We start from the raw sequence: 20,707 nt of genomic DNA, 5'->3' as shown, positions 1-20,707 counted from the left end.
GGTCAGCTCCTCAGGAGGTCGATGCTCATGCCGAGCATGGACCTCACCTGCTTTACGACCTGGAGATTGGCTTCATAGGAGCGGTTGACTTCCCGCATGTCGGCCATCTCGATCATCATGTTCACGTTCGGCAGCTTGACGTAGCCGGCCTTGTCGGCGGCGGGATGCCCCGGATCGTACTCGACCCGATAGGGCGTGGTGTCGACTCCGATCTCCTTGACCTTCGCGAGCTGCGCGCCCGAGGCGCGGTCCATCGCGGCGTCGAAGGTGATGGTCTTGCGCTGATACGGATCGGCGCCGGCGGCGCGTCCCGTCGAGGTGGCGTTCGCGAGATTTTCCGAGACGATGCGCATGCGCGTCGACTGCGCTTCGAGCCCGGAGCTTGCGACCGTCAGAGAGGCGCTCAGTGAGTCCAGCATCTCAGTTCACCTCAGGCTTTTGCACTCGACAGGACCATGCGGTGAAACGACCGCACGATCGCCGCGTTCATCGAATAGTCGCGATTGACGTCGTTGCCCTTGATCATTTCCTGCTCGAGGCTGACGGAGTTGCCGGAGTGAACCACTTCCCAACTGTCCTTCTTCGCGGTCGCCCGCGTATCGGTCTCGGCTGCGGACAATTGCATGTGCGAGGGCGACGTCGTCGCAAGCCTGACCGGCATGCCGTCGAGCACCTTGTTGAACGGCTCGACGTCGCGGGCCCGAAAGCCCGGCGTGTTGGCGTTGGCGACGTTGGTGGCGATGGTCGACTGACGCAGCTCGAGATAGCGCGCCTGCGACGATGCGAGTTCGAAGAGATAAAGCGGTCCCACGACGGCCCCATTCTGATCCATTCGGGACGAGCCTAGGGCGTTAAGCTTTCGTCAAGCTGTTGCGCGAAGCACCATCCGCGGAAATCTATCGGACGTTCTCGGGCCGCGGCGCCTGCTTGGATTGGAGGAAGTAGATGATCTCCGCGACGGGCCGGAAGAATTCCGCCGGAATCACCTGATCGACCTGAACCGCCTCGTAGAGCGCGCGTGCCAGCGCCCTGTTTTCGATGACGGGGATTCGGTTCTGCTCGGCGACCTCGCGGATCTTCAGCGCGATCACGTCCATGCCCTTGGCCACGACGAGCGGCGCGGCGCTTTCCTCGCGCTTGTAGCGCAGCGCGATCGCGAAGTGCGTCGGGTTGGCAATCACCAGCGTCGCGCGCGAGGCCGAGGCGATCATGCGTTGGCGCGAACGGTCGCGCGCCAGCGAGCGCAGGCGCGCCTTGATCAACGGATCGCCTTCCGCCTGCTTGTGCTCGTCCTTGATCTCCTGCTTGGTCATGCGCAGCTCGCGCCGCCAATGGAAGCGCGCCCAGGCGAGATCGATCGCCACCAGGACGATGGTGGCGATGCAGATCGCCGAGACTATGCGCATCGCGATGTTGAGGATCATCTCCGGCAGCGCGACCGGATCGGTGTACATCGCCTCGAATGCCTTCGCTTCGGACGCGCGCAGCACGAAGGCGACGACGGCGGTCACCGCACCAAGCTTGAACAGCGACTTGGCGAACTCGATCAGGCCCTGCGTTCCGAACAAACGGCTCCAGCCGCTGACGGGAGAGATTCGCGACAGGTCAGGCTTGATGCGCTCGAGCACGAAGCGCGGCGCGTTCTGCAGCAGCGAGGCGGCGAGCCCGAACACAACGAGGATGACGACCAGCGGCACCAGGAACCGCAGGGCCTGCAGGCCGACCACGGTGAGCAGGTTCTGCGCGTCCGCGCCGCTGGAGAGCGGGAAGCCCTCGGGATCGTCGAGGAGGCTCTTCAGGGTCGGCGTCAATTGCTGCACGCCCTGGCCGATCAGGAACGCCTGGATCACCATCAGCGCGGCCATCGAGGCGAAAATGGAGGCCTCCCGAGAGACCGGAATCTTGCCCTGTTCGAGCGCATCGCGGACTTTCTTCTCGGTCGGCTCTTCTGTCTTGCTCTCCTGATCGGATGTTTCTGCCATGCCCGTTCAGCGGTCAGCGGAAGACCAGCTCATCCTCCTGGTCGGGGTTGAGCTCGATTTCGCCCTTCTCCGCGAGGTCAAGTGCGAGGTCGGTGATCACACGGCGCGCCTCGAGCACGTCGCGCTGGTTCGACGGTTCGCCGATCGCGAGCTCGGCCTCGACGACGCGGCGGACGCGCGAGGCGACCGCGGACAGGATCACCTCGCGGAAATGCTTGTCGGTGCCCTTCAGCGCGACCACGATGCGGTCGGTCGGAACCTGGTCGAAGATCATGGTGCGCGCCTTCGGCGCCAGGTTGATGACGTCGTCGAAGGTGAACAGCAACTCCTTCAGCACCTCGGCCGACTTCGGACGCTTCTCCGACAGGCTCTTCAGGATGTCCTCGATGTGGCCGCGCTCCATCTTGTTGATGATGTCGGCGACGCGAGCGTAGGTGTCGGCGCCGAGGTTGCGGGCGAAATTCAACGTCAGATCTTCGTGCAGGGTCTTCTCGAGGACCTTCATCGCGTCATCAACGATCGGCTTGAGGCTGAGCACGCGCCGCATCAACTCGTTGCGCAGGCTCGACGGCAGCTGGCTCATCACTTTGGCGGCGCAGGACGGCTTGACTTTGGACAGGATGAGCGCCGCGGTCTGCGGATGCTCCTTGGACAGATAGGTGGCCAGCGAATTTTCCGACACCGACGAGACGCGGTCCCACACAGAGCGGCTCGAATTGCCGAGCAGGTCCGTCATGATCGCCGAAACCTGATCAGCCGGAAGCACGTCGCCGAGCACGGCCTCCAGACCGCCGAGGGTGCCGAGAATGTTCGCGCCCATCGAGAATTGCTGGGCGAACTCCTCGACGATTCCCTCGAGCTCCTGCGCGGTGATCGGCCGCAGCTCCGCCGCCGCCTTGGTGACGATGCGGATCTCCTGCGGCTCGAACTGCTGCAGCACGCTCGCGGCCGCCTGCCGGCCCATGGCCAGCAGGAGCGCGGCGACCTTTTCCGTGCCGCCCAGCGTGGTAACGCCTCGCTGCTTGACGGGAGCGATGCCGACCGGTGCCGCCATGGTCAGGTATCACCCTGCCCCAGCGGCCCGACGATCTCCGTGAGCGAGACGCCGAAGCGGGAATTGTCCTCTTCGACGACGACCACCTCGCCGCGGGCGACGATGCGGCCGTTGACGACGACATCGACGGGCTCCCCGACCCGGTGATCGAGCGGAACCACCGCGCCGCGTCCGAGCTTCATCAGGTTCGCCACCGGAATGGTCGCCGATCCCAGCACCACCTGCATGGTGACGGGAATGCGCAGGATAGCGTCGACATTGGCGAACTTGCCGGTCTCCTCGGCCGTGCGCTGGGCGATCTCGGCCAGGCGTTCGAGCGGTGACGTCTCGGCCTCAGTCGATGCAGATGCAGACTCATAGTCGAAGGATTGCGCCATGTGGTATCGCCTCTTGGTATTTCCGCTGCCGGAGCGCCGCGGCGTTCCGGTCGTATTCTTCTGCCGGTTCGCGCTTCAATGCTTGTTCAGATCGGCGGTCGCCGCCGTCGCGATTGGTGCGAGCCCGCTCCGCGCGTCGAGCGCCGCGATCGCCTCGTGGGCCTGATCGATCTTCGTGCTCAGCACGTTGGCAAGGCGTCCGAGATTTGCGGTGGAATCGTGCGCCGCGGTAATCACGGTGTCGAAGGCGCCCGCGGTCTCGTGCACGATGGTCGAGAATTCGCCCTGATAGCTGCGCAACCGCGCCAGCTCGCGGTGCATCCGGGTCACCCGCATGCTGGTGAAGGCGAGCGCGATCAGCAGCACGGCATCAACGAGATAGGATATCATCGACGAACTCCCGCTTCTGATCGACGGGATCGGACACCTGCATGGCGTAATAGCCATCAAGCTGGCCGATCTGACACCAGAACAGCACCTGATTGTTGCTCTCGAGGCGAGCCAGCGTGCGCGGCGTGGCCTCCAGCTCCAGCACCTGCCCCACCTTGAACTTCACGACGTCCTCGAGCGAGATCATCTTCTCGTCGAGCACCGCGCTCAGCGTCACCTCGGTACGCTGGACCTCGCTCTCCATCTGCTCGCGCCAACGCGGATCGGTCGTGCGGCCGTCGCTGGCGGTGACGGTTGCAAGCTTCTGCCTGAGCGGGTTGAGCGCGGAGTGCGGAATGATCAGGAACATCTGACCGCCGCGGTAGAGCGCCTGCACCATCATGTTCGCGCAGATCGACATGTTGCTGGCGCGTCCGATCGCCAGCGACGCCATCGCGGTCTCGACACGCTCGACGCGGAAGGTGACGTTGGACGTTCCGGCGAAGGCGCCCTGCAGCGCCTTGGCGAACCGCTCGAACAGCGCCTGGACCAGCCGGATCTCAATGTTCGAGAACGTGCGTTCGACGTCAAGCGGCGGTTCCGCTCCGTCGGAGCCGAACATCGCCTCGACCATCGTGAACACGAAGTCGCGGTCGAGCATGATGATGACGCGAGAGTCCCACTGCTCGGCATAGAGGACGGCCCCGACCGCGTTGCCCTCGTAGTCCTTGATGATGTCGCCGAGCGGATCGTTGGTGATGCCGTTGACCGAGAAATAGCAGGGCGTTCCGGCCATCGGCTGCAGGCTGTCGGTGCACGATGCCGCCATGCGATCGAAGATCACATTGAGCATCGGCATACGGTCGATCGATATGCCGGCAGCGTCCAGCAGGTAGTTCGGCAGCTGCTTGCGCTGATCGACTTCGGCGTCTTCCATCATCATGCGCGCGCCGCCTTGGGTTCAGCGTCGGCAACGACGGCCTTGGGACCTGCGATCGTCTCGTTCTCGACGACGTCGATCGAGGGACGTTCGCTGCTCGAGATCATCTTGCGGCCGTGCTCGACCGCGATCTGGGGCATGGCGCCGTTCATGAACGCCAACAGCGTCTGCTTGACGATGATGTAGGGCCGGCACTTCTTCTCGCGCATCATCTTGATCTTGATCGCGAAGGGCGAAATGATGCCGTAGGACAGGAAGATGCCGGCGAAGGTGCCGACGAGAGCGGCGCCGATGAAGCCGCCCAGCAGCTTCGGCGACTGATCGAGCGCGCCCATCGCCTTGATGACGCCGAGCACCGCAGCGACGATGCCGAGGGCCGGCATCGCCTCCGACACCGTCACCAGTGCATGGTAAGGAGCCAGCTTGCCCTTGACGATGGTGTGGATCTCCTCGTCCATCAGCGCCTCGATCTCGTGCGTGCGCGCATTGCCCATGATGATGAGACGGACGTAATCGCAGATGAACTGGAGCAGCGAGGGGTCGCCGAGCACGCTGGGGAATGCCTTGAAGATCTCGGAGTTCGAGGGGTCGTCGATATGCGCCTCCACCTCGTTGCGGCCCTTGCCCCGCAGCTCGCGCATCAAGGCGTGCAGCGCGCCGAGCAGGTCGAGGTAATAGCGCTGTCCCGGCACCGCGTTGGTGATGGCCTGCATGCAGGCGACGCCGCTGTCGACGACCGTCTTCCACGGATTGGCCACGATGAAGGTGCCGACCGCGGTGCCGATGATGATGACGAATTCCCACGGCTGCATGAGCACGGCCAAATGCCCGCCCATGGCGGCAAAACCGCCGAGCAGCGCCGCTACCGTGATGAAAATCCCCACGAAACTGCCCAACGCGCCGCTCCATCGCCGATCCCACCGGGAATACCTAGTCGGCGACGCTTGCGCGAAGCTGGCTTCGAGGTCGCCAGCCCCGCGCAAGCAATTGGCGGCAGCTTGAAGCGGCGTCGCAAACGGCGCCAGAGGGGCGCGTGTCATGCTATCCACCATCGCGGACTACACCAGGCTGACCAAGGACATGGGCAAGTCGCTGACGCAGGTCGCGCAGCAGCCGGATGTCAGCCGCGAGACCGACTACTTCCTCAGCCATATCGGCAAGGTGAAGACCATCGACGACTTCCTGAAGGACTATCGTCTCTACTCCTATGCGATGAAGGCCTATGGCCTCAGCGACATGACCTACGCCAAAGCGTTCATGCGCAAGGTGCTGACCGAGGGGGTCGCGAGCAAGGACGCCTTCGCCAACAAGCTGACCGACGTCCGCTACCGGCAATTCGCAACCGCTTTCAATTTCGCCGCGCTCGGCGACAAGGCGACTCAGACCGCCGCGGCCACGACCGGGACGGCGACCCAGTTCGTCACGCAGACGATGGAGGAGAAGGCCGGGGACCAGAACGAGGGCCTGCGGCTGGCGCTGTATTTCACCCGCAAGGCTTCCACCATCACGACCGCCTACCAGGTCCTGGCCGACAAGGCGCTGACGCAGGTGGTGCAGACCGCGCTCGGCCTGCCGGCGACGATCAGCTCGGCCGACATCGACGCCCAGGCCAAGATGATCGCGGACAAGATCAATCTCGCCGACTTCCAGGACCCGGCCAAGGTGACGAAGTTCGTGCAGCGCTTTGCGGCGATGTGGGATGCGACCCAGGCCCAGAACGACAGCTCGACCAATCCCGCGCTGGTCCTGATCGCCGGCGCCGCGACGTCGGTCAGCATGGATACCAACGTGCTGGCGACGCTTCAGAACATCAAGTTCAACAGGTAAGTCATGCAATCGGCTCTCTATGTGGGATTGTCGGCGCAGGTCGCCCTCGAAAAGCGCCTGCAGACGATCGCCAACAACGTCGCCAACGTCAACACCGCGGCGTTCCGCACCGACGTGGTGAAGTTCGAGACCGTGCTGTCCAAGGCGGGCCCGACGCCGGTGGCGTTCTCCTCGCCCGGCGACTCCATCATCTCGCGTGAGATGGGCAACATCACCGAGAGCGGCAACCCGCTCGACGTCGCCGTGGTCGGCCAGGGCTGGATCGCCTTCGCCGGTCCGAACGGCACGGTCTACACGCGCGACGGAAGGCTCCAGATCGCCCCCAACGGCGATCTTCAGACCGTGAGCGGCTTTCCGGTCGTCGATTCCGGCGGCGCGCAGATCACGCTCGACCCGAACGGCGGACCGATCTCGATCGCGCGCAGCGGCGCGATCATCCAGGACAACAACGAGATCGGCACCATCGGCCTGTTCAGCATCCCGGCCGACGCCAATCTCGAACGCTACGGCAATTCCGGCGTGACGCCGGACCGGCCCGCGACCGCCATCGCGGACTTCTCCCGCGACGGCTTCAAGCAGGGCTATGTCGAGGGCTCCGGCGCCAATCCGATGATGGAATTGACCAAGCTGATCGCGGCCTCGCGCGCCTTCGACGGCACCAACTCGATGATCGAGGGCACCGAGAGCTCGCTGCAGAACGCGATCCGGACGCTCGGCGAACCCGGCAAGTAGAGTGTGCCGCGTGCGCAATAAGGTTGGACGGTTTCCTTGAACGCTCTTCGGCAACTCGAGTGGGCGCTGCTGGAGCTTCAGCAGAGCACTCCCCTGGCAAGCGTCAGCGGCGCGATCTCCGAGATCGCGCCGACGCATTTCCGCGTCTCCGGCCTGTCGCGCTTCGTCAGGCTCGGCGAGCTCATCGGCGTCGATTGCGGCGGCAAGCGCCAGATCGGCGAGGTGGTGCGGATCGACAGCGACGGCATCATTGCCAAGCCGTTCGACCGGCAGTTCGCAGGCGGGCTCGGCTCGGTCGCCTCCCGCATGCCGCCTCTGTCCTTTGCGCCCGATCCGAGCTGGAAGGGCCGCGTCATCAACGCCCTCGGCGCGCCGCTGGACGGACTGGGGCCTCTCACGCAAGGGTCGCAGGCGGTCTCGGCCGAGACCGAAGCGCCGTCGGCCATGAAGCGCGCACGCGTGCACAAGCCGCTGCGCACCGGCGTGCGCGTCATCGACCTGTTCGCGCCGATCTGCGCCGGCCAGCGCGTCGGCATCTTTGCCGGCTCGGGTGTCGGCAAATCGACGCTGCTCGCGATGCTCGCCCGCAGCCAGGGCTTCGACACCGTCGTGCTGGCCCTGGTCGGCGAGCGCGGCCGCGAAGTGCGCGAGTTCATCGAGGACGTGCTGGGCAACGACCGTCACCGCGCCGTCACAATCGTGTCGACGGGCGACGAAAGCCCGATGATGCGGCGGCTGGCGCCGAAGACGGCGATGGCGGTCGCCGAATATTTCCGCGACCGCGGCGAATCGGTCCTGCTGATGGTGGATTCGATCACCCGCTTCGCCCACGCCGCTCGCGAGGTCGCGCTCGCCGCCGGCGAGCCCGCGGTGGCGCGCGGCTACGCGCCGACGGTCTTCACCGATCTGCCGCGCCTGCTCGAGCGCGCCGGCCCGGGCGAGGAGGGATCCGGCACCATCACCGGGATCTTCTCCGTGCTGGTCGACGGCGACGATCACAACGAACCCATCGCCGACACCATCCGCAGCACGCTCGATGGGCACATCGTGCTCTCCAGGCACATCGCAGACCAGGCGCGCTATCCGGCAGTCGACGTTCTGGCCTCGGTCTCCCGCCTCGCCCACAACGTCTGGGACCCGGAGGAGCGCGAATTGGTGAGCAAGCTGCGCGCCATGATCGCGAAATACGAGGATACGCGCGACCTTCGCCTGATGGGCGGCTATCAGCCGGGACGTGATTCGAGTCTCGACCAGGCGGTCGAGATGGTCCCGCGAATCTACAGCGCGATGCGGCAAGGCGCGTCGGCCCCGCCGAGCGCCGATCCGTTCCGCGAGCTTCGGGACATGCTCAAGGGCGACTGACGGATTGAGAGGGCGAGGCGCCTGCCGCGCGCCGTGGCCGTGGTTTTCGACAGGAGATTGCGCATGTCGCTACGCTTCCAGCGCATGCGCATGCACACCGGTCGCCGATTTTTCTCTTGAGCGAATTCACCCGTTCAGGTGAGCACAAGCCCGCAAACGCGATGCAAGCAATCGAAGGGTCGATCTGCAAGCAGTGCGGGAACAACCGTCACGTGTAATTCCAACGAGTTCCCTCGACGATTCCTCGGCAGAACGCACAAGTTGTGGATGACGTGCCGCCAAACACCGTGGTGATGCACAAGCTTCGATCAATTTGCATCAACGCCAGACAACAACGTGCCGTGCAATCAAACCGTCGTATAGTTGCGTGCATGTTGCGCGCGGGGCAGCGTATTGCGTTCACTATCATGTGTCCCTGGAAGTGAAATTGTCTTGAACGTTACATTCGCCTGCAACGACATCCAGTCTGCGAGAGGGTCTCTACTTGATTTTGTTGAGAAGCTCATCCATCGTTTTGGTTGAGTAGAAGAAACGTCTGCTTGTGACTTGAACTTTTGGGGGCTTCGGTTGAGCTATTCCGGTCCACCGTTCGCCGGCGACGGCAACCCGAGCTCCCGCGCGACGACGACGCTGTCGGCATGCCATCAGCGATACGGCTTCTCGCTCCGGACGATGCGACGCTCATCCGCCCAGGTCGAGCGCGTTGCGATCCGTGCCTTTGTGCAAGAGTTCGATCCGACATGCTCGTCTGACACTCAGGGCGCAAAGCGGCTTCGGGACGCCGCAGACGAAGTTCCGGGGACGAGGTAGATTCATGCCATTGGCGCGGGAAGCCGTCGAGCTGCTGGTTCAGGCGGCGAGGGCTTGGTATTTCGAGGGCAATCAGCATGGATTGCGCGATCGGGAGTGGATGGCGCTGCGCTTTCTCGGGCGCGCCAACAGGTTTTCGCGCACGCCGTCCGCGCTGGCCGGCTTCATCGGCGCCACACGAGCGACTGCATCGCAGATCGTCAAGACTCTGGAGAGCAAGTCGTTCCTGGTGCGAAAGCCGTCGCACGAGGACAAGCGTTCCGTCGTCCTGAATGTCACGTCCCAGGGCGAGAAATGCCTGAGCCAGCACGATCCGATCAATCACGTGGTGAACGCGGTGACGGCGCTCGGGACCGACGAGTGCATCAAGCTGCGCGACTCTCTCCGCGAGATCCTCAATCACCTCGATGCGGCCCATCAGCGGCTCGAAGCGAGCATCTGCCGGGACTGCATGTTTCTCGCAGAGCGCGGCCCGGGCACCGGCAAGGGACGTGGAAACGCCGAGTTCATGTGCCGGCTCTATCGTGCTCCGATCTCGCTCGAGGAGACCGAGCTGCTCTGCACCAGCTTCGAGCGCACGCGTGACCGTCCCAAGATCGAGCAGCATCTCGACCGCGACCGCGTGGCGAGCCAGGGCTGAGGCGCAGCGGATCGGCCGCCAAGGAGCGGCATGCGCTCCATCAACATCGTCATTGCGAGCGAAGCGAAGCAATCCAGAGTCTTTCGGCGGAGAGATTCTGGATTGCTTCGTCGCAAGGGCTCCTCGCAATGACGGAGTATGTGGGTGCAGCTTCGCTCTTCCACCTGGCATTTTGAACGCAGACACGCCTTCACAGCCTCGCGGCGCATTTCGCCCGAGCTTTACTGGTCTCGCCGCCCTCATAGGCAAGAGGGCGCAGGGAAGACCGGGTGCCGACTGGCACCCGCGGTCCGCTGCGCGAAAAGCACACGCAGAAAGAACCGCACAGCAGCATACAGGTGTAGCCAAACACTCGGCCTTCCCTGCGCGATGGCCGGACGGCTTATGCCGCGCTCTCCCGGGAGCCGAATTCCTTCTGGCCTCCCTCACCTTCGCGAAAGTCGCTAACACGACGCCGGTTGACGCCAATGTCACATTCGCCAAGGCTTGACCGTAGCAACGACGGCCAGGACCACACGGTTTTGCCGTACGCGCGGCCCGCCATTTCGCCGCAGTTTTTCCAACTCCGTCGACAGAGCCGGAAACTTACAGACGAGACGAAACCTAGCAGCGCCGTTCGTCCGCGCGCGGCCGCGGGCTCACCGGGGACTACCCTCCCTGCCCGCACCTCTCGCGCCCGACGCTGCCGCGTCCACCGCAAGCCCCGGCTCACGAACATGACGACGACGCGATCGCCCCTCAAGGTGGTGAGACATACGATATTTCCGAATTTCGGTAAAGAGGAATATTTTGCCTTACCAACTTGACGGCGGGCGAAACAGGAGCGATCGCGCAGGCGCGTTGGAGCGCAGTCCCGGACAAGGGCGGGACGGCGAGCGCGGCGGGAGCCCGGCCTCGCCTTGTATGCATTATCCCAGTTGCCATCCTTCCGCAGTTCGCTTTACATGCCCTCCAACGCGCCCCGCGGATGACGGCCGGGGCCGAAAAATCACACACATTGCCAAAGGGACGGAGCATGGCGCGCAACATATTGATTCTCGGGGCTTCTTACGGCTCCCTGCTGGGCACGAAGCTGCTGATGGCCGGGCACAACGTGACCCTGGTCTGCCGCGCCAAGACGGCGGAGCTAATCAACCGCGACGGTACCGAGGTCCGCATCAAGTTGCGTGACGAGGCGGTGCACCGGGCGATCTTCTCCCGCAACCTCCCCGGCAAGCTCGATGCGGTGACGCCGGCCAATGTCGACCTCTCCCGCTACGATCTGGTCGGCCTCGCGATGCAGGAGCCGCAATACACCAACCACACGGTGCGCGTCCTCATGGTCAAGATCGCCGCGGCGAAGCTGCCGTGCCTGTCGATCATGAACATGCCGCCCTTGCCCTATCTGAAGCGGATTCCGGCACTCGCCGACATGGATCTCGAGGAGGCCTACACCAATGCGCAGGTGTGGGAGCGGTTCGAGCCCGGGCTGGTGACGCTGTGCTCGCCCGACCCGCAGGCCTTCCGTCCGCCGGAAGAAGCCGCCAACGTGTTGCATGTCGGCCTGCCCACCAATTTCAAGGCGTCGGTCTTCGCCGACGAGAAGCACAACAAGCTGCTGCGCGAGCTGGAGGCCGACATCGACGCGGTGACGCTCGACGGCCACGACGTGCCGGTGAAACTGAAAGTGTTCGATTCCCTGTTCGTGCCGCTGGCGAAATGGTCGATGCTGCTCACCGGCAATTACCGCTGCATCACGCCGAACGAGCCGCAGTCGATCCGCGATGCGGTGCACGGCGATCTCAAGCGCTCGCAGACGATCTACGACCATGTCGACGCGATCGCCCGCCGCCTCGGCGCCGATCCGCAGGACCAGGTGCCGTTCGCGAAATATGCCAAGGCCGCGGAGAGCTTGCTCAAGCCGTCATCGGCCGCGCGCGCGGTCGCGAGCGGCGCGCCCTTCATCGAGCGCGTCGACCTCCTGGTGAAGCTGATCTCGCACCAGCTCGGCGTGCCCAACGCCGAGATCGACCGCACCGTCGACACCGTGGACCAGAAGCTGAACGAGAAGATCGTGCAGGGCGGCTCCGGCGCGCAGTAGCGCCGCTTCAAGCGACGTCGGCGCTCAGGCGATCAGGAACGATTGCAGCCAGATCAGGCCGGTCACCGCGACCAGCGTGACCGCGCCGGTGCGCGTGACGAGGTCAGGGCGCCCGAGGCGACGCGCGCCGCGTCCGAGCGTTGCGCCCAGAATGATCCATGCGGCGCCGGCGGTGAGAATCTGAAGCGCGATCACGCCGAGCCACGGCACCAGTTCGAGCGGGCCGGCCCCAAGCGGCAGGAGCAGGAACGCGAAGACCAATGCTTTCGGGTTCAACAGGGTCGTCAGCAGCACCTGACCGAACGTCACCGCAGCACCGTCGCGCAGCTCGCGCGTGTTGACGCGCCAGAGCATGGCCGCGAGGCACAGGATGTAGATCGTCACGGCGACGCGGAGCACCAGCGCTGCAATCGGGATGTCGCTGATGACCGGACCGAGCGCCAGCCGCAGCACCGCGATCGCCAGCAGATAACCGCACAGCTCCGCCGCGAGCAGATGAAGGGATCGCGAGATGCCGGCTCCGGCCCCCGATGTCGCGAGCAGGGTGTTGGTCGGCCCCGGCACCGCCAGCAGGAAATAGGTCGCCGTGAAGAAGGTCAGAAACGTCATGCGGCCAGATAGCAGGTCTCGGCCCCGCTGATCTTGATCTGCGTCATTTCGGGCCGAGCGATCGCCGATGCGGCCCCATCGTCGGCGAACCGACGCCGTTCGGCACCGGGTTCCTGCCGCTCACAGTGAATACTTTCCGGTTTTGACGTGGGCAACACCGCCTGATTCGCGCTGGAGCGCTCGACGCGCCACCGCTGGATTGATAAGCCGCTGTCCGCGAATGACGGGGACTTGAGTCGGGGACATGACGGTTGCGATCGAGATGGGGCAGACCACGGCGGGCGCCGCGGCCGCCATGGACCTCGAGGAACTGCTGGCGACCCGTCTCCTGGTGCAGGGCAATTCGGGCTCCGGCAAGTCGCATCTCTTGCGGCGGCTGCTGGAACAGAGCGCGCCCTGGGTACAGCAGGCCATCATCGATCCCGAGGGCGATTTCGTCACGCTGGCCGAGCGCTTCGGCCATCTGGTGATCGAGGCCGAGGACCACACCGAGCGCGGCCTTCAGGTCGCGGGCGAACGCGCACGGCTACATCGTGTCTCCACCGTGCTCAATCTCGAAGGCCTCGATGCCGAGAACCAGATGCGGCGCGCAGCTGCCTTCCTCGGCGGAATGTTCGACGTCGACCGCGATCATTGGTACCCGATGCTGGTCGTTGTCGACGAGGCCCAGCTGTTTGCGCCGGCGGTGGCGGGCGAAGTCTCGGACGAAGCCCGAAAACTCTCGCTCGGCGCCATGACCAATCTGATGTGCCGCGGCCGCAAGCGCGGGCTTGCCGGCATCATCGCGACCCAGCGCCTCGCCAAGCTCGCCAAGAACGTCGCGGCGGAAGCCTCGAACTTCCTGATGGGCCGCACCTTCCTCGACATCGACATGGCGCGCGCCGCCGACCTGCTCGGCATGGAGCGGCGGCAGGCCGAAGCCTTCCGCGATCTCGAGCGCGGCCAGTTCATGGCGCTCGGACCTGCGCTGTCGCGCCGGCCGCTGCGTCTCAACATCGGCCCGACCGAGACGAGCCCGCGCAATTCGACGCCGCGGCTGATGCCGCTGCCGGAGGCCACGCTTGAAGACGCCCGCGCGGTGATCCTCGCCGCGCCACCGCCCGATGCCAGCCGGCCGCAACGCCGGCCGGCGCCGGATCTGCTCGAACAACTTCGCGCGGCGAAGGCCGCCGCCGTGCCGGAGATTCGGCCAGAGGCGGTCGAGGCTCCCATCAGCGCCGAAGAGCTCGCCGAGCGGCGCGAGCGCGTGGATCGTACGCTGCGTGCCGTGCTGGCCGAGCCCGATGCCGGCTTCCGCGCGATCGGCGTGCTCTATCAGGAGTTCGTGGTCCGCTGCCGCATCGAGGGCTTAGGGGCGGCAGTCCCTGATCTCAACGAATTCCGGCGCATGCTGACGCATGCGCGCGCCGGGCTGGGGGCGGATCTCACCGAAGACGACGCCTGGCAGGAGGTGTCGCTGCGCGCCTCGATCCTGCCTGACGACATGCAGGGTGTGTTCATGATGATCGCGCGCGCGGCGAAGGAAGGCTGGCCCTGCCCCGGCGATGCCGCGATCGCCCGCGCCTACGGCTCGCACTCGCTGCGCCGCGCGCAACGCCTGCTCGGTTACATGGAGGAGCAGGGCCTGATCGTCGTCCAGCTCGACGGCGGCGGACGCCGGATCGTGACGCTGGTGGAGCTCGCCTGGGCAACCGCGCCGGGCGATCCCAACGGAGATGATCAGCCGGTGGAGCAGGTCGCGAGCGCGGCGTCGGCTTGATGTTACCACGACTGAGATGCGCTCCCGCCTTGCGCAGGGCTATAGCATTTTAGAATTCTTCCCTGCGGCCATCCTTCGAGACGCCCGCTTGAGGCGGGCTCCTCAGGATGAGGGCGGAGTGCGCGGCAACACACGCACTGATGCTGATGAGCCTCATCCTGAGGAGGCGCGTAAGCGCCGTCTCGAAGGACGAGGCGTGCGCGCGGGCCGCTGCGTCATATGCGATGGCCGTGCCTGCGTAGGGGAGAGGTTGAGACGCCTACGCCGCCTCGGAGCCGCCGAGATAGGCGTCGCGGATGCGGGGATCGTCCTTCAGCGCGCGCGCGGGGCCTGACAGCACGATCTTGCCGGTCTGCAGCACATAGGCCTCGTGCGCGATCTCGAGCGCGAGGCTGGCGTTCTGCTCGACCATGAAGACAGAGACGCCCTCCTGGTTGATGGTGCGGATCAGCTCCAGCACACGGTCGACGTAGAGCGGCGACAGGCCCATGGTCGGCTCGTCCATCACGATCATGCGGGGACGGCTCATCAGCGCGCGCGCCATCGCCACCATCTGCTGCTCGCCGCCGGAGAGCGAGCCTGCGCGTTGCGACAGCCGCTGGCCGAGCTTCGGGAACAGCGTCAGCATCCTGTCGAGATCCTGCGCGATCGTCTCCCGGTCGTTGCGCACGAAGGCGCCCATCAGGATGTTCTCGCGCACGCTCATGTCGGCGAACAGCCGCCGCGCCTCCGGCACCGAGGCGATGCCGCGGCGGACGATCTGCGGCGTGGAAAGCCCGATCAGCGAGGCGCCATCGAACGTCACCTCGCCCGAGCGCGGCTTTACCAGGCCCAGGATGATCTTCATCGTGGTCGACTTGCCGCTCGCGTTGCCGCCGAGCAGGCAGACGATGTGGCCGCGCGCGACCGTGATCGACAGGTCGAAATGCACCTGGGCCTGGCCGTAGAAGGTGTTGACGTTCGACAAAGCCAGCAGTGCTTCGGGAGCAGAGTTCGTCATGCCGCGCTCTCCTGCTCGGTCGTCCCAGATAGCCCGTGGCCGAGATAGGCCTCGATCACCTTGGGATCGGTTCGCACCTGTTCGCCCGGTCCTTCCGCGATCTTCTTGCCCTCGTCCATGACGATGACGCGGTCGGACAGGCGCATCACCATCTCCAGCTTGTGCTCGATCAGGAGGATGGTCAGCCCTTCGGCTTTCAATTCGGCGACGAGCGACTGCATCTCCGCGGTCTCGGTCGGGTTCATGCCGGCAGTGGGCTCGTCGAGCAGAAGGAGCCGCGGCTTCAGCGCGAGTGCGCGGGCGATCTCGATCCGGCGGCGGTTGGCGTAGGAGAGGCTATAGGCGGGCTGGTCGATGCGCGGCAGCAGCCGCTCGCCGAAACGGGCGAGAATGGCTTTCACCTCTTCGCGCAGCCGCTCTTCCTCCGCCTTGACGCTGGAAGGACGCAGCAAGGCCAGACCCAACTCTAGCAGCGGACCGATCACCGGCACGGCAGGCTTGACCGCGCGCAGCCGCGTGTGTGCGCCGATCAGGACGTTGTCCATGACGCTGAGATTGCCGAACACGCGGCCGAGCTGGAAGGTGCGCGCGATGCCCTCGGCCGCGAGCCGCTCCGGCGACAGGCCGGTGATGTCCTGGCCTTCGAAGCTCACGGTGCCGTCGTCGGGCCGGTCCAGCCCGGTCACGAGATTGAACAGCGTCGTCTTCCCGGCGCCGTTCGGGCCGATGATGCTGATCAGCTCGCCCTTGGCGAGATCGAGGTCGATGGCGTCGACCGCTGTGAGGCCGCCGAAACGGCGCGTCAGTCCGCGCAGGGACAGCAAGGGGTGAAGCTGCTGCGCCATCAGATCGTCCCCAGCAGGCCCTGCGGCCTGAACCGCACGAGCAGCAGCAGCACGATGCCGTAGATCAGGATGCGATACTCCGCCGCGATCCGGAACACCTCGGGCAAGCCGACCAGCGCGACCGACCCGACGATGGCGCCGACGACGTTGCCGAGGCCGCCGAGGATGACGACCGTCAGCGCCAGGATCGATTGCTGCGTGTTGAAGGTCTCGTGGTTGATGTAGGAATAAAGATGCGCGGCGATGCCGCCGCTGACGCCGGCGGCGAAGCCGCCGAAGATGAAGGCGAGCGACTTGTAGCGGTTCAGGCTGAGGCCGTAGGCGCGCGCGGCGATATCGTCGTCGCGGATGGCGCGAAAGCTGCGGCCGAGATGCGAGGTGAGCAGGCGTCCTTGCAGCAGCGCCAGCACGACCATCACGGCAAAACTGAACCAGTAGATGGACGATGGGCTGATCAGGTCATAGCCGAACAGCGTCAGCGGCGGGATGCCGGAGATGCCGATCGGGCCGCGCGTGACGCTCTCCCAGTTCAGGATCACCAGCGACACGATCTCGCCGATCGCGAGCGTCGCGATCGACACATAGTGCCCGCGCAGGCGAAAGGACGGCGAGATCAAGAGCGTGCCGAGCGCAGCGCTCATCAGGCCGCCACCGATGATGGCGAGGCCGGCCGGGACGTTGAGGGTCAGCGACAGCAACGCCGACGTGTAGGCGCCGATCGCGAGCAGCGCGGCATGCCCGAGCGAGACCTGGCCCATGGTGCCCGCAACCAGCGTGAGGCTGAGCGCGAGCATGCCGAGCAGCCAGGCATTGATCAGGGTCTGGAGCACGTAGAAGGACACCGGGAACAGCGGCAGCACCGCGAAGATCGCCGCTGCAACGGCCAACGCCCAGCGCGGAATGCGCAACGGGCGGCTCGGCGCGATGAAGGTGCCGGTGAGCGGCTCGGGCGGCGCCTGCCGGGGGCTGACGAACAGGCCGTTCGGCCGCAGCACCAGGACGACGACCAGCAGCAGGAAGGCGAACAGGTTGCGGTAGCTGGTGCCGAACACGGCAACGCCGTAGCTCTCGACGAGGCCCAGCAGCAAGCTGCCGATCACCGCGCCGGGCACGTTACCGGCGCCGCCGACCACTTCGGCAACGACGCCCTTCAGCGTCGCCTGCAGGCTCATCGCAGTGTCGATCTGGTTGTAGTACATTCCGACCAGCATGCCGGAGACGCCGCCGAGCGCCGCCGCGATGCCGAACACCGCCTGATTGACGCGGTTGACGTCGACGCCCATCTGCATCGCGGCGTCGCGGTCCTGCGACGCCGCGCGCACGGCCCAGCCGAGCTTGCTGTAGCGCAGGAACACGAACAGCAAGAGCGCGCTGGTGATGCCGACGCCGGCGATGAGCAGATCGAGCGGCCCGATCGTGCCGCCGCCGAGCTGGAAGCGCACGTCGGGCAGCTGGCTCGGCAGCGCGCGCGGATTGGGCGAGAAGGTCAGCATCACCAATTGATCGAGCACGAAGCTGATGCCGATGGTCGCGAGCAGCGGCGCGATGCGCACCGAGTTCTGCAGCGGCCGCAGGCCGAACCGCTCGATGATCAGCCCGACCAGCGCGGCGGCCGCCGCCACCACGATGATGGTGAGCGGCAGCGGCGTATGCAGCTGCACCACCGCGACCCAGCCGATATAGGCGCCGACCAGATAGATCGAGCCTTGCGCGAAGTTGATGAGACGGCTGACGCCGAAGATCAGCGCCAGCCCGACCGCGACCAGGGCGTAGACATTGCCGATGATCAGCCCGTTGATCGTGTAGTCAAACCAGGAGGACACGCAGCGTTCCTAATGAGGGATGAAGCGGCCGGAGCGGTGCGCTCCGGCCATCAGGTCAGGTCGGCTTGCCGTCCCACAGCAAGAACTGGCCCTTGCGCACGACGAGCTCGGCGTTCATGGCGCCTTTGACGCGGCGGCTCTCGACGTCGAACGTCGCCTTTCCGAAGATGACGCTGGAGACGTCCTTCACCTTGGCGAAGGCATCGCGGATGGCGCGGCGGTCGGTGCCGCCGATCTTCACCACGGCAGCGGCCATGTTCATCGCGTCGTAGGAATAGGCGTTGAAGGCGTCGGGCTCCTGCCCGTTGTACTTGGCCTTGAAGCCGTCGATGAACTTCCTCACCTCGGGCCGCGGATCTTGCGGGAAATAGCGCGTGCCGAGATGGACGTCCTCGACGGCCTCGCCGCCGAGCTCCAGGAATTTCGGCGAGTACACCGAGCTTGCGGCGCAGATCGTCTGCTTCAGGCCGACCTGGCGGGCCTGGCGCGCGATCAGCGCACCGTCGGAATAATAGGAGATCAGGATCAGCCCGTCCGGGCTGGCGTCGCGCACGCGCACCAGGGTGGAGCGGAAGTCGCGCTCCTCGGCGATGTAGCCCTCGGTGACCGCGATCTCGGCGCCGTATTCCTTGGCCGCCTTGACGAAATGGTCGCGGCTGGTACGGCCCCAATCGGTGTTGAGGTGCAGCACCGCAAGCTTCTTCAGGCCGAGCCGCCTGACGGCGTAGGACGCCAGCAGCGGCTGCTCGTCGGCCTGGCTCACCGACGTGCTCCACATGAAGTCGCCGCCCTTGGTGAAGTCGGGGTGCGAATTGGTGAAGCCGAACTGCACGAGGCCGCCGCGCTGATAGATCGGCGAGGCCGCCATCGACGCGGGGCTGGAGAAATCGCCGAGCTCCATGACGATGCGGGGATCGGAGACGAACTTCTGGGCGATCGCCACCGACTGGCGCGGATCGCTCTGGCTGTCCTCGAACTGGTAGGCGAGCTTGCGGCCGTTGATACCGCCGGCGGCGTGAATCTCGTCGAGCGCGAGATCAAAGCCCTGCTTCCACTGCGCGCCATATTGCGCGTTCGGTCCCGTGAGGGGGCCGCTGACGCCGAGCAGGATCGGCTCGGCGGATTGCGCAAAGGCGCTGCGCGAGAAGGCCGCGCCCGCCATCATGGCGGCGAGCGAGCCTTTGACCAGGGTACGACGATCGATGTTGCTCATGCACGGCTCCATCCATTTCAGTTGATAGTTTTTAGTTGATACGGCAGCAATTCTCGTGCCGGTGAGATTGCCTATTTCGAGGGCTCGCCGAGCGACAGCATCAGCCGGTTTGCCCAGTTGAAGAACGAGGCGCCGTTGATGACATCGACGATCTCGGCGTCGTCGAGACCGGCGCGGCGCAGCTCCGCGATATTATCGGGCCCGAATGCGATCGGCGTGGCCGCCAGCGCCACCGACGCCTTGACCACCGCATTCCAGCGCTCGCCGAGATCGGCGTTGACGCCTTCGTCGAGCAGGCGCTGCACGTCGTCGCGGCGCTTGGAATAGGTGCTGGCGAAGCGCGCATGCACCGAGGCGCAATAGATGCAGCCGTTGTAGCGCGAGGTGGCGGCCGCCGCGAGCTCGCGCTCGGCGCGCGGCAGGCCGTCGGCGACGTTGTAGAAGATGTCCTTGTCGGTCTTGGTGCGGGCCTCCAGCACTTCGGGATCGCGCACCAAGAGACGAAAGTATTCCGACTTGGCGCGGGCGCGGTCGACGAGGCCGGCATAGTGCCGCTCGGTCAGCTCGGCCTCGGGCAGCGGGTCGATCCACGAGACCCAGCCGAGCTCGTCCTGGGTGAAGACGACGGGCGGATTGACTGTGCTCATGATTGGGCCTCCTAGGCGCTTGCCGCGGCGAGCGTGCGCAAGCCGCTGACGACGCGCACCTGGAACGACAGGAACGCAACGAGCTGCGAGAACGTGACGATGCCGGTGTTCGACCAGCCGGCGGCCAGCAGCGCCTTCATGTCGGCGGATGCGGAATCGCGCGGGTGGAACACCAGGAGATGCGCGTGCTCAAGCGCCGCGATCAGCCGGGCGCCGAGAACAGGCTTGCGCTCCGCGCCGACGCGATAGACCAAGCCGGCCTTGTTCTCGATCGACAGCGGGCCGGCCGGATAGGCGCCGTATGGGCCCGAGGTCTTGCCGCGCTCGATCTCGGCCTTGATCGCATCAGACAGCGGCGCGCCATCCGCAGTCGCGGCAAGCTTGTCGCGATAGAAGGCGGCGACGGGGGATTCGCCATGCAGCCCGGTCACGAAGGCTGCGACCGCGGCGCGTTCGGCCAGCGAGAAATCGCCGGCGTCGATCGGCTCGAACAGCGAGAGATAGCTCTTCTGCGCATTCTCGCGCGCCTGCAGGCGGCGCGCGCGGATGGCATCCAGGGTGGAGCCGGGCTCGATCCCGGCGAGCGTGTCGATGATATCCTTCGGTGCCATCATTCAGCCTCGTGCAACGCGATTCCA

21 protein-coding genes are annotated in these 20,707 nt (G+C 65.5%); 6 read left to right on the top strand and 15 right to left on the bottom strand.

The window, feature by feature from the left end; genetic code table 11:
• Window positions 1-2: 2 nt before the first annotated feature.
• The 8 genes from flgC to motA form a co-directional block, all read right to left on the bottom strand.
• The gene (gene flgC, locus N2602_RS09360; protein WP_172786962.1) at window positions 3-419 is read right to left on the bottom strand and encodes a flagellar basal body rod protein FlgC; all 417 of its coding nucleotides are present in this window, start codon (window positions 417-419) and stop codon (window positions 3-5) included.
• 11 nt (window positions 420-430) lie between these two features.
• Window positions 431-832, bottom strand: coding sequence for a flagellar basal body rod protein FlgB (gene flgB, locus N2602_RS09355; protein ID WP_172786963.1), 402 nt, complete (start codon window positions 830-832; stop codon window positions 431-433).
• Between the two features lie 64 nt (window positions 833-896).
• A complete protein-coding gene (gene flhB / locus N2602_RS09350) occupies window positions 897-1,982 on the bottom strand; it encodes a flagellar biosynthesis protein FlhB (RefSeq protein ID WP_260382460.1) in 1,086 nt (361 codons plus the stop codon).
• A 13-nt stretch (window positions 1,983-1,995) separates the two neighbouring features.
• Complete coding sequence (locus tag N2602_RS09345; protein ID WP_172786965.1) at window positions 1,996-3,036, bottom strand: flagellar motor switch protein FliG; 1,041 nt, start codon at window positions 3,034-3,036, stop codon at window positions 1,996-1,998.
• Window positions 3,037-3,038: 2 nt separating this feature from the next.
• Window positions 3,039-3,413 (bottom strand): flagellar motor switch protein FliN, encoded by a 375-nt coding sequence (fliN, locus tag N2602_RS09340; protein WP_172786966.1) that lies wholly within the window; start codon window positions 3,411-3,413, stop codon window positions 3,039-3,041.
• Between the two features lie 75 nt (window positions 3,414-3,488).
• On the bottom strand, window positions 3,489-3,803 hold the full coding sequence (locus N2602_RS09335; RefSeq protein ID WP_172786967.1) for a hypothetical protein: 315 nt from the start codon (window positions 3,801-3,803) through the stop codon (window positions 3,489-3,491).
• A complete protein-coding gene (locus N2602_RS09330; RefSeq protein ID WP_260382459.1) occupies window positions 3,784-4,725 on the bottom strand; it encodes a flagellar motor switch protein FliM in 942 nt (313 codons plus the stop codon). The genes N2602_RS09335 and N2602_RS09330 overlap by 20 nt, the downstream gene beginning before the upstream one ends.
• Window positions 4,722-5,618, bottom strand: a complete 897-nt coding sequence (gene motA, locus N2602_RS09325) for a flagellar motor stator protein MotA (protein ID WP_172786969.1) — start codon at window positions 5,616-5,618, stop codon at window positions 4,722-4,724. The genes N2602_RS09330 and motA overlap by 4 nt, the downstream gene beginning before the upstream one ends.
• Before the next feature lie 142 nt (window positions 5,619-5,760).
• On the opposite strand from motA, the gene N2602_RS09320 reads away from it, so the two are divergent.
• The 5 genes from N2602_RS09320 to N2602_RS09300 all read left to right on the top strand — a co-directional run bounded on the left by N2602_RS09320 (window position 5,761) and on the right by N2602_RS09300 (window position 12,173).
• Window positions 5,761-6,549: a DUF1217 domain-containing protein gene (locus N2602_RS09320; protein ID WP_260382458.1), complete on the top strand. Its 789-nt coding sequence runs from the start codon at window positions 5,761-5,763 to the stop codon at window positions 6,547-6,549.
• A 3-nt stretch (window positions 6,550-6,552) separates the two neighbouring features.
• Window positions 6,553-7,281, top strand: a complete 729-nt coding sequence (flgF, locus tag N2602_RS09315) for a flagellar basal-body rod protein FlgF (RefSeq protein WP_260382457.1) — start codon at window positions 6,553-6,555, stop codon at window positions 7,279-7,281.
• A 36-nt stretch (window positions 7,282-7,317) separates the two neighbouring features.
• On the top strand, window positions 7,318-8,643 hold the full coding sequence (fliI, locus tag N2602_RS09310) for a flagellar protein export ATPase FliI (RefSeq protein ID WP_260382456.1): 1,326 nt from the start codon (window positions 7,318-7,320) through the stop codon (window positions 8,641-8,643).
• An 814-nt stretch (window positions 8,644-9,457) separates the two neighbouring features.
• Entirely contained in the window at window positions 9,458-10,093 is a 636-nt protein-coding gene (locus N2602_RS09305) for a MarR family winged helix-turn-helix transcriptional regulator (protein ID WP_172786973.1), read from the top strand.
• 1,015 nt (window positions 10,094-11,108) lie between these two features.
• The gene (locus tag N2602_RS09300; RefSeq protein WP_128263912.1) at window positions 11,109-12,173 is read left to right on the top strand and encodes a ketopantoate reductase family protein; all 1,065 of its coding nucleotides are present in this window, start codon (window positions 11,109-11,111) and stop codon (window positions 12,171-12,173) included.
• Window positions 12,174-12,197: 24 nt separating this feature from the next.
• On the opposite strand, the gene N2602_RS09295 is transcribed toward N2602_RS09300, so the two are convergent.
• Window positions 12,198-12,782 (bottom strand): LysE family translocator, encoded by a 585-nt coding sequence (locus tag N2602_RS09295; RefSeq protein WP_172786975.1) that lies wholly within the window; start codon window positions 12,780-12,782, stop codon window positions 12,198-12,200.
• 244 nt (window positions 12,783-13,026) lie between these two features.
• On the opposite strand from N2602_RS09295, the gene N2602_RS09290 reads away from it, so the two are divergent.
• A complete protein-coding gene (locus N2602_RS09290; protein ID WP_260382455.1) occupies window positions 13,027-14,541 on the top strand; it encodes an ATP-binding protein in 1,515 nt (504 codons plus the stop codon).
• A gap of 259 nt (window positions 14,542-14,800) precedes the next feature.
• On the opposite strand, the gene N2602_RS09285 is transcribed toward N2602_RS09290, so the two are convergent.
• From N2602_RS09285 to N2602_RS09260, 6 genes are all read right to left on the bottom strand, one after another.
• The gene (locus tag N2602_RS09285; RefSeq protein ID WP_260382454.1) at window positions 14,801-15,541 is read right to left on the bottom strand and encodes an ABC transporter ATP-binding protein; all 741 of its coding nucleotides are present in this window, start codon (window positions 15,539-15,541) and stop codon (window positions 14,801-14,803) included.
• Window positions 15,538-16,386, bottom strand: a complete 849-nt coding sequence (locus N2602_RS09280) for an ABC transporter ATP-binding protein (protein ID WP_260382453.1) — start codon at window positions 16,384-16,386, stop codon at window positions 15,538-15,540. Before N2602_RS09280 ends, N2602_RS09285 begins: the two co-directional genes overlap by 4 nt.
• On the bottom strand, window positions 16,386-18,209 hold the full coding sequence (locus tag N2602_RS09275; protein WP_172786979.1) for an ABC transporter permease: 1,824 nt from the start codon (window positions 18,207-18,209) through the stop codon (window positions 16,386-16,388). The genes N2602_RS09280 and N2602_RS09275 overlap by 1 nt, the downstream gene beginning before the upstream one ends.
• A gap of 55 nt (window positions 18,210-18,264) precedes the next feature.
• Window positions 18,265-19,422 carry an ABC transporter substrate-binding protein gene (locus N2602_RS09270; protein WP_212254419.1) on the bottom strand — a complete coding sequence of 386 codons (1,158 nt, stop codon included), beginning with the start codon at window positions 19,420-19,422 and terminating at the stop codon, window positions 18,265-18,267.
• 71 nt (window positions 19,423-19,493) lie between these two features.
• Window positions 19,494-20,069, bottom strand: coding sequence for an alkylhydroperoxidase domain protein (locus tag N2602_RS09265; RefSeq protein ID WP_260382452.1), 576 nt, complete (start codon window positions 20,067-20,069; stop codon window positions 19,494-19,496).
• 11 nt (window positions 20,070-20,080) lie between these two features.
• On the bottom strand, window positions 20,081-20,680 hold the full coding sequence (locus N2602_RS09260; protein WP_172786998.1) for a CMD domain protein: 600 nt from the start codon (window positions 20,678-20,680) through the stop codon (window positions 20,081-20,083).
• Window positions 20,681-20,707: the final 27 nt, after the last annotated feature.

Origin of the sequence: Bradyrhizobium sp. NC92 (assembly GCF_025200865.1) — a bacterium.
In the GTDB taxonomy this organism is placed as follows: domain Bacteria; phylum Pseudomonadota; class Alphaproteobacteria; order Rhizobiales; family Xanthobacteraceae; genus Bradyrhizobium.
The sequence above is the reverse complement of the archived record's forward strand: the minus strand, read 5'-3'. Positions and strand labels throughout refer to the sequence as shown.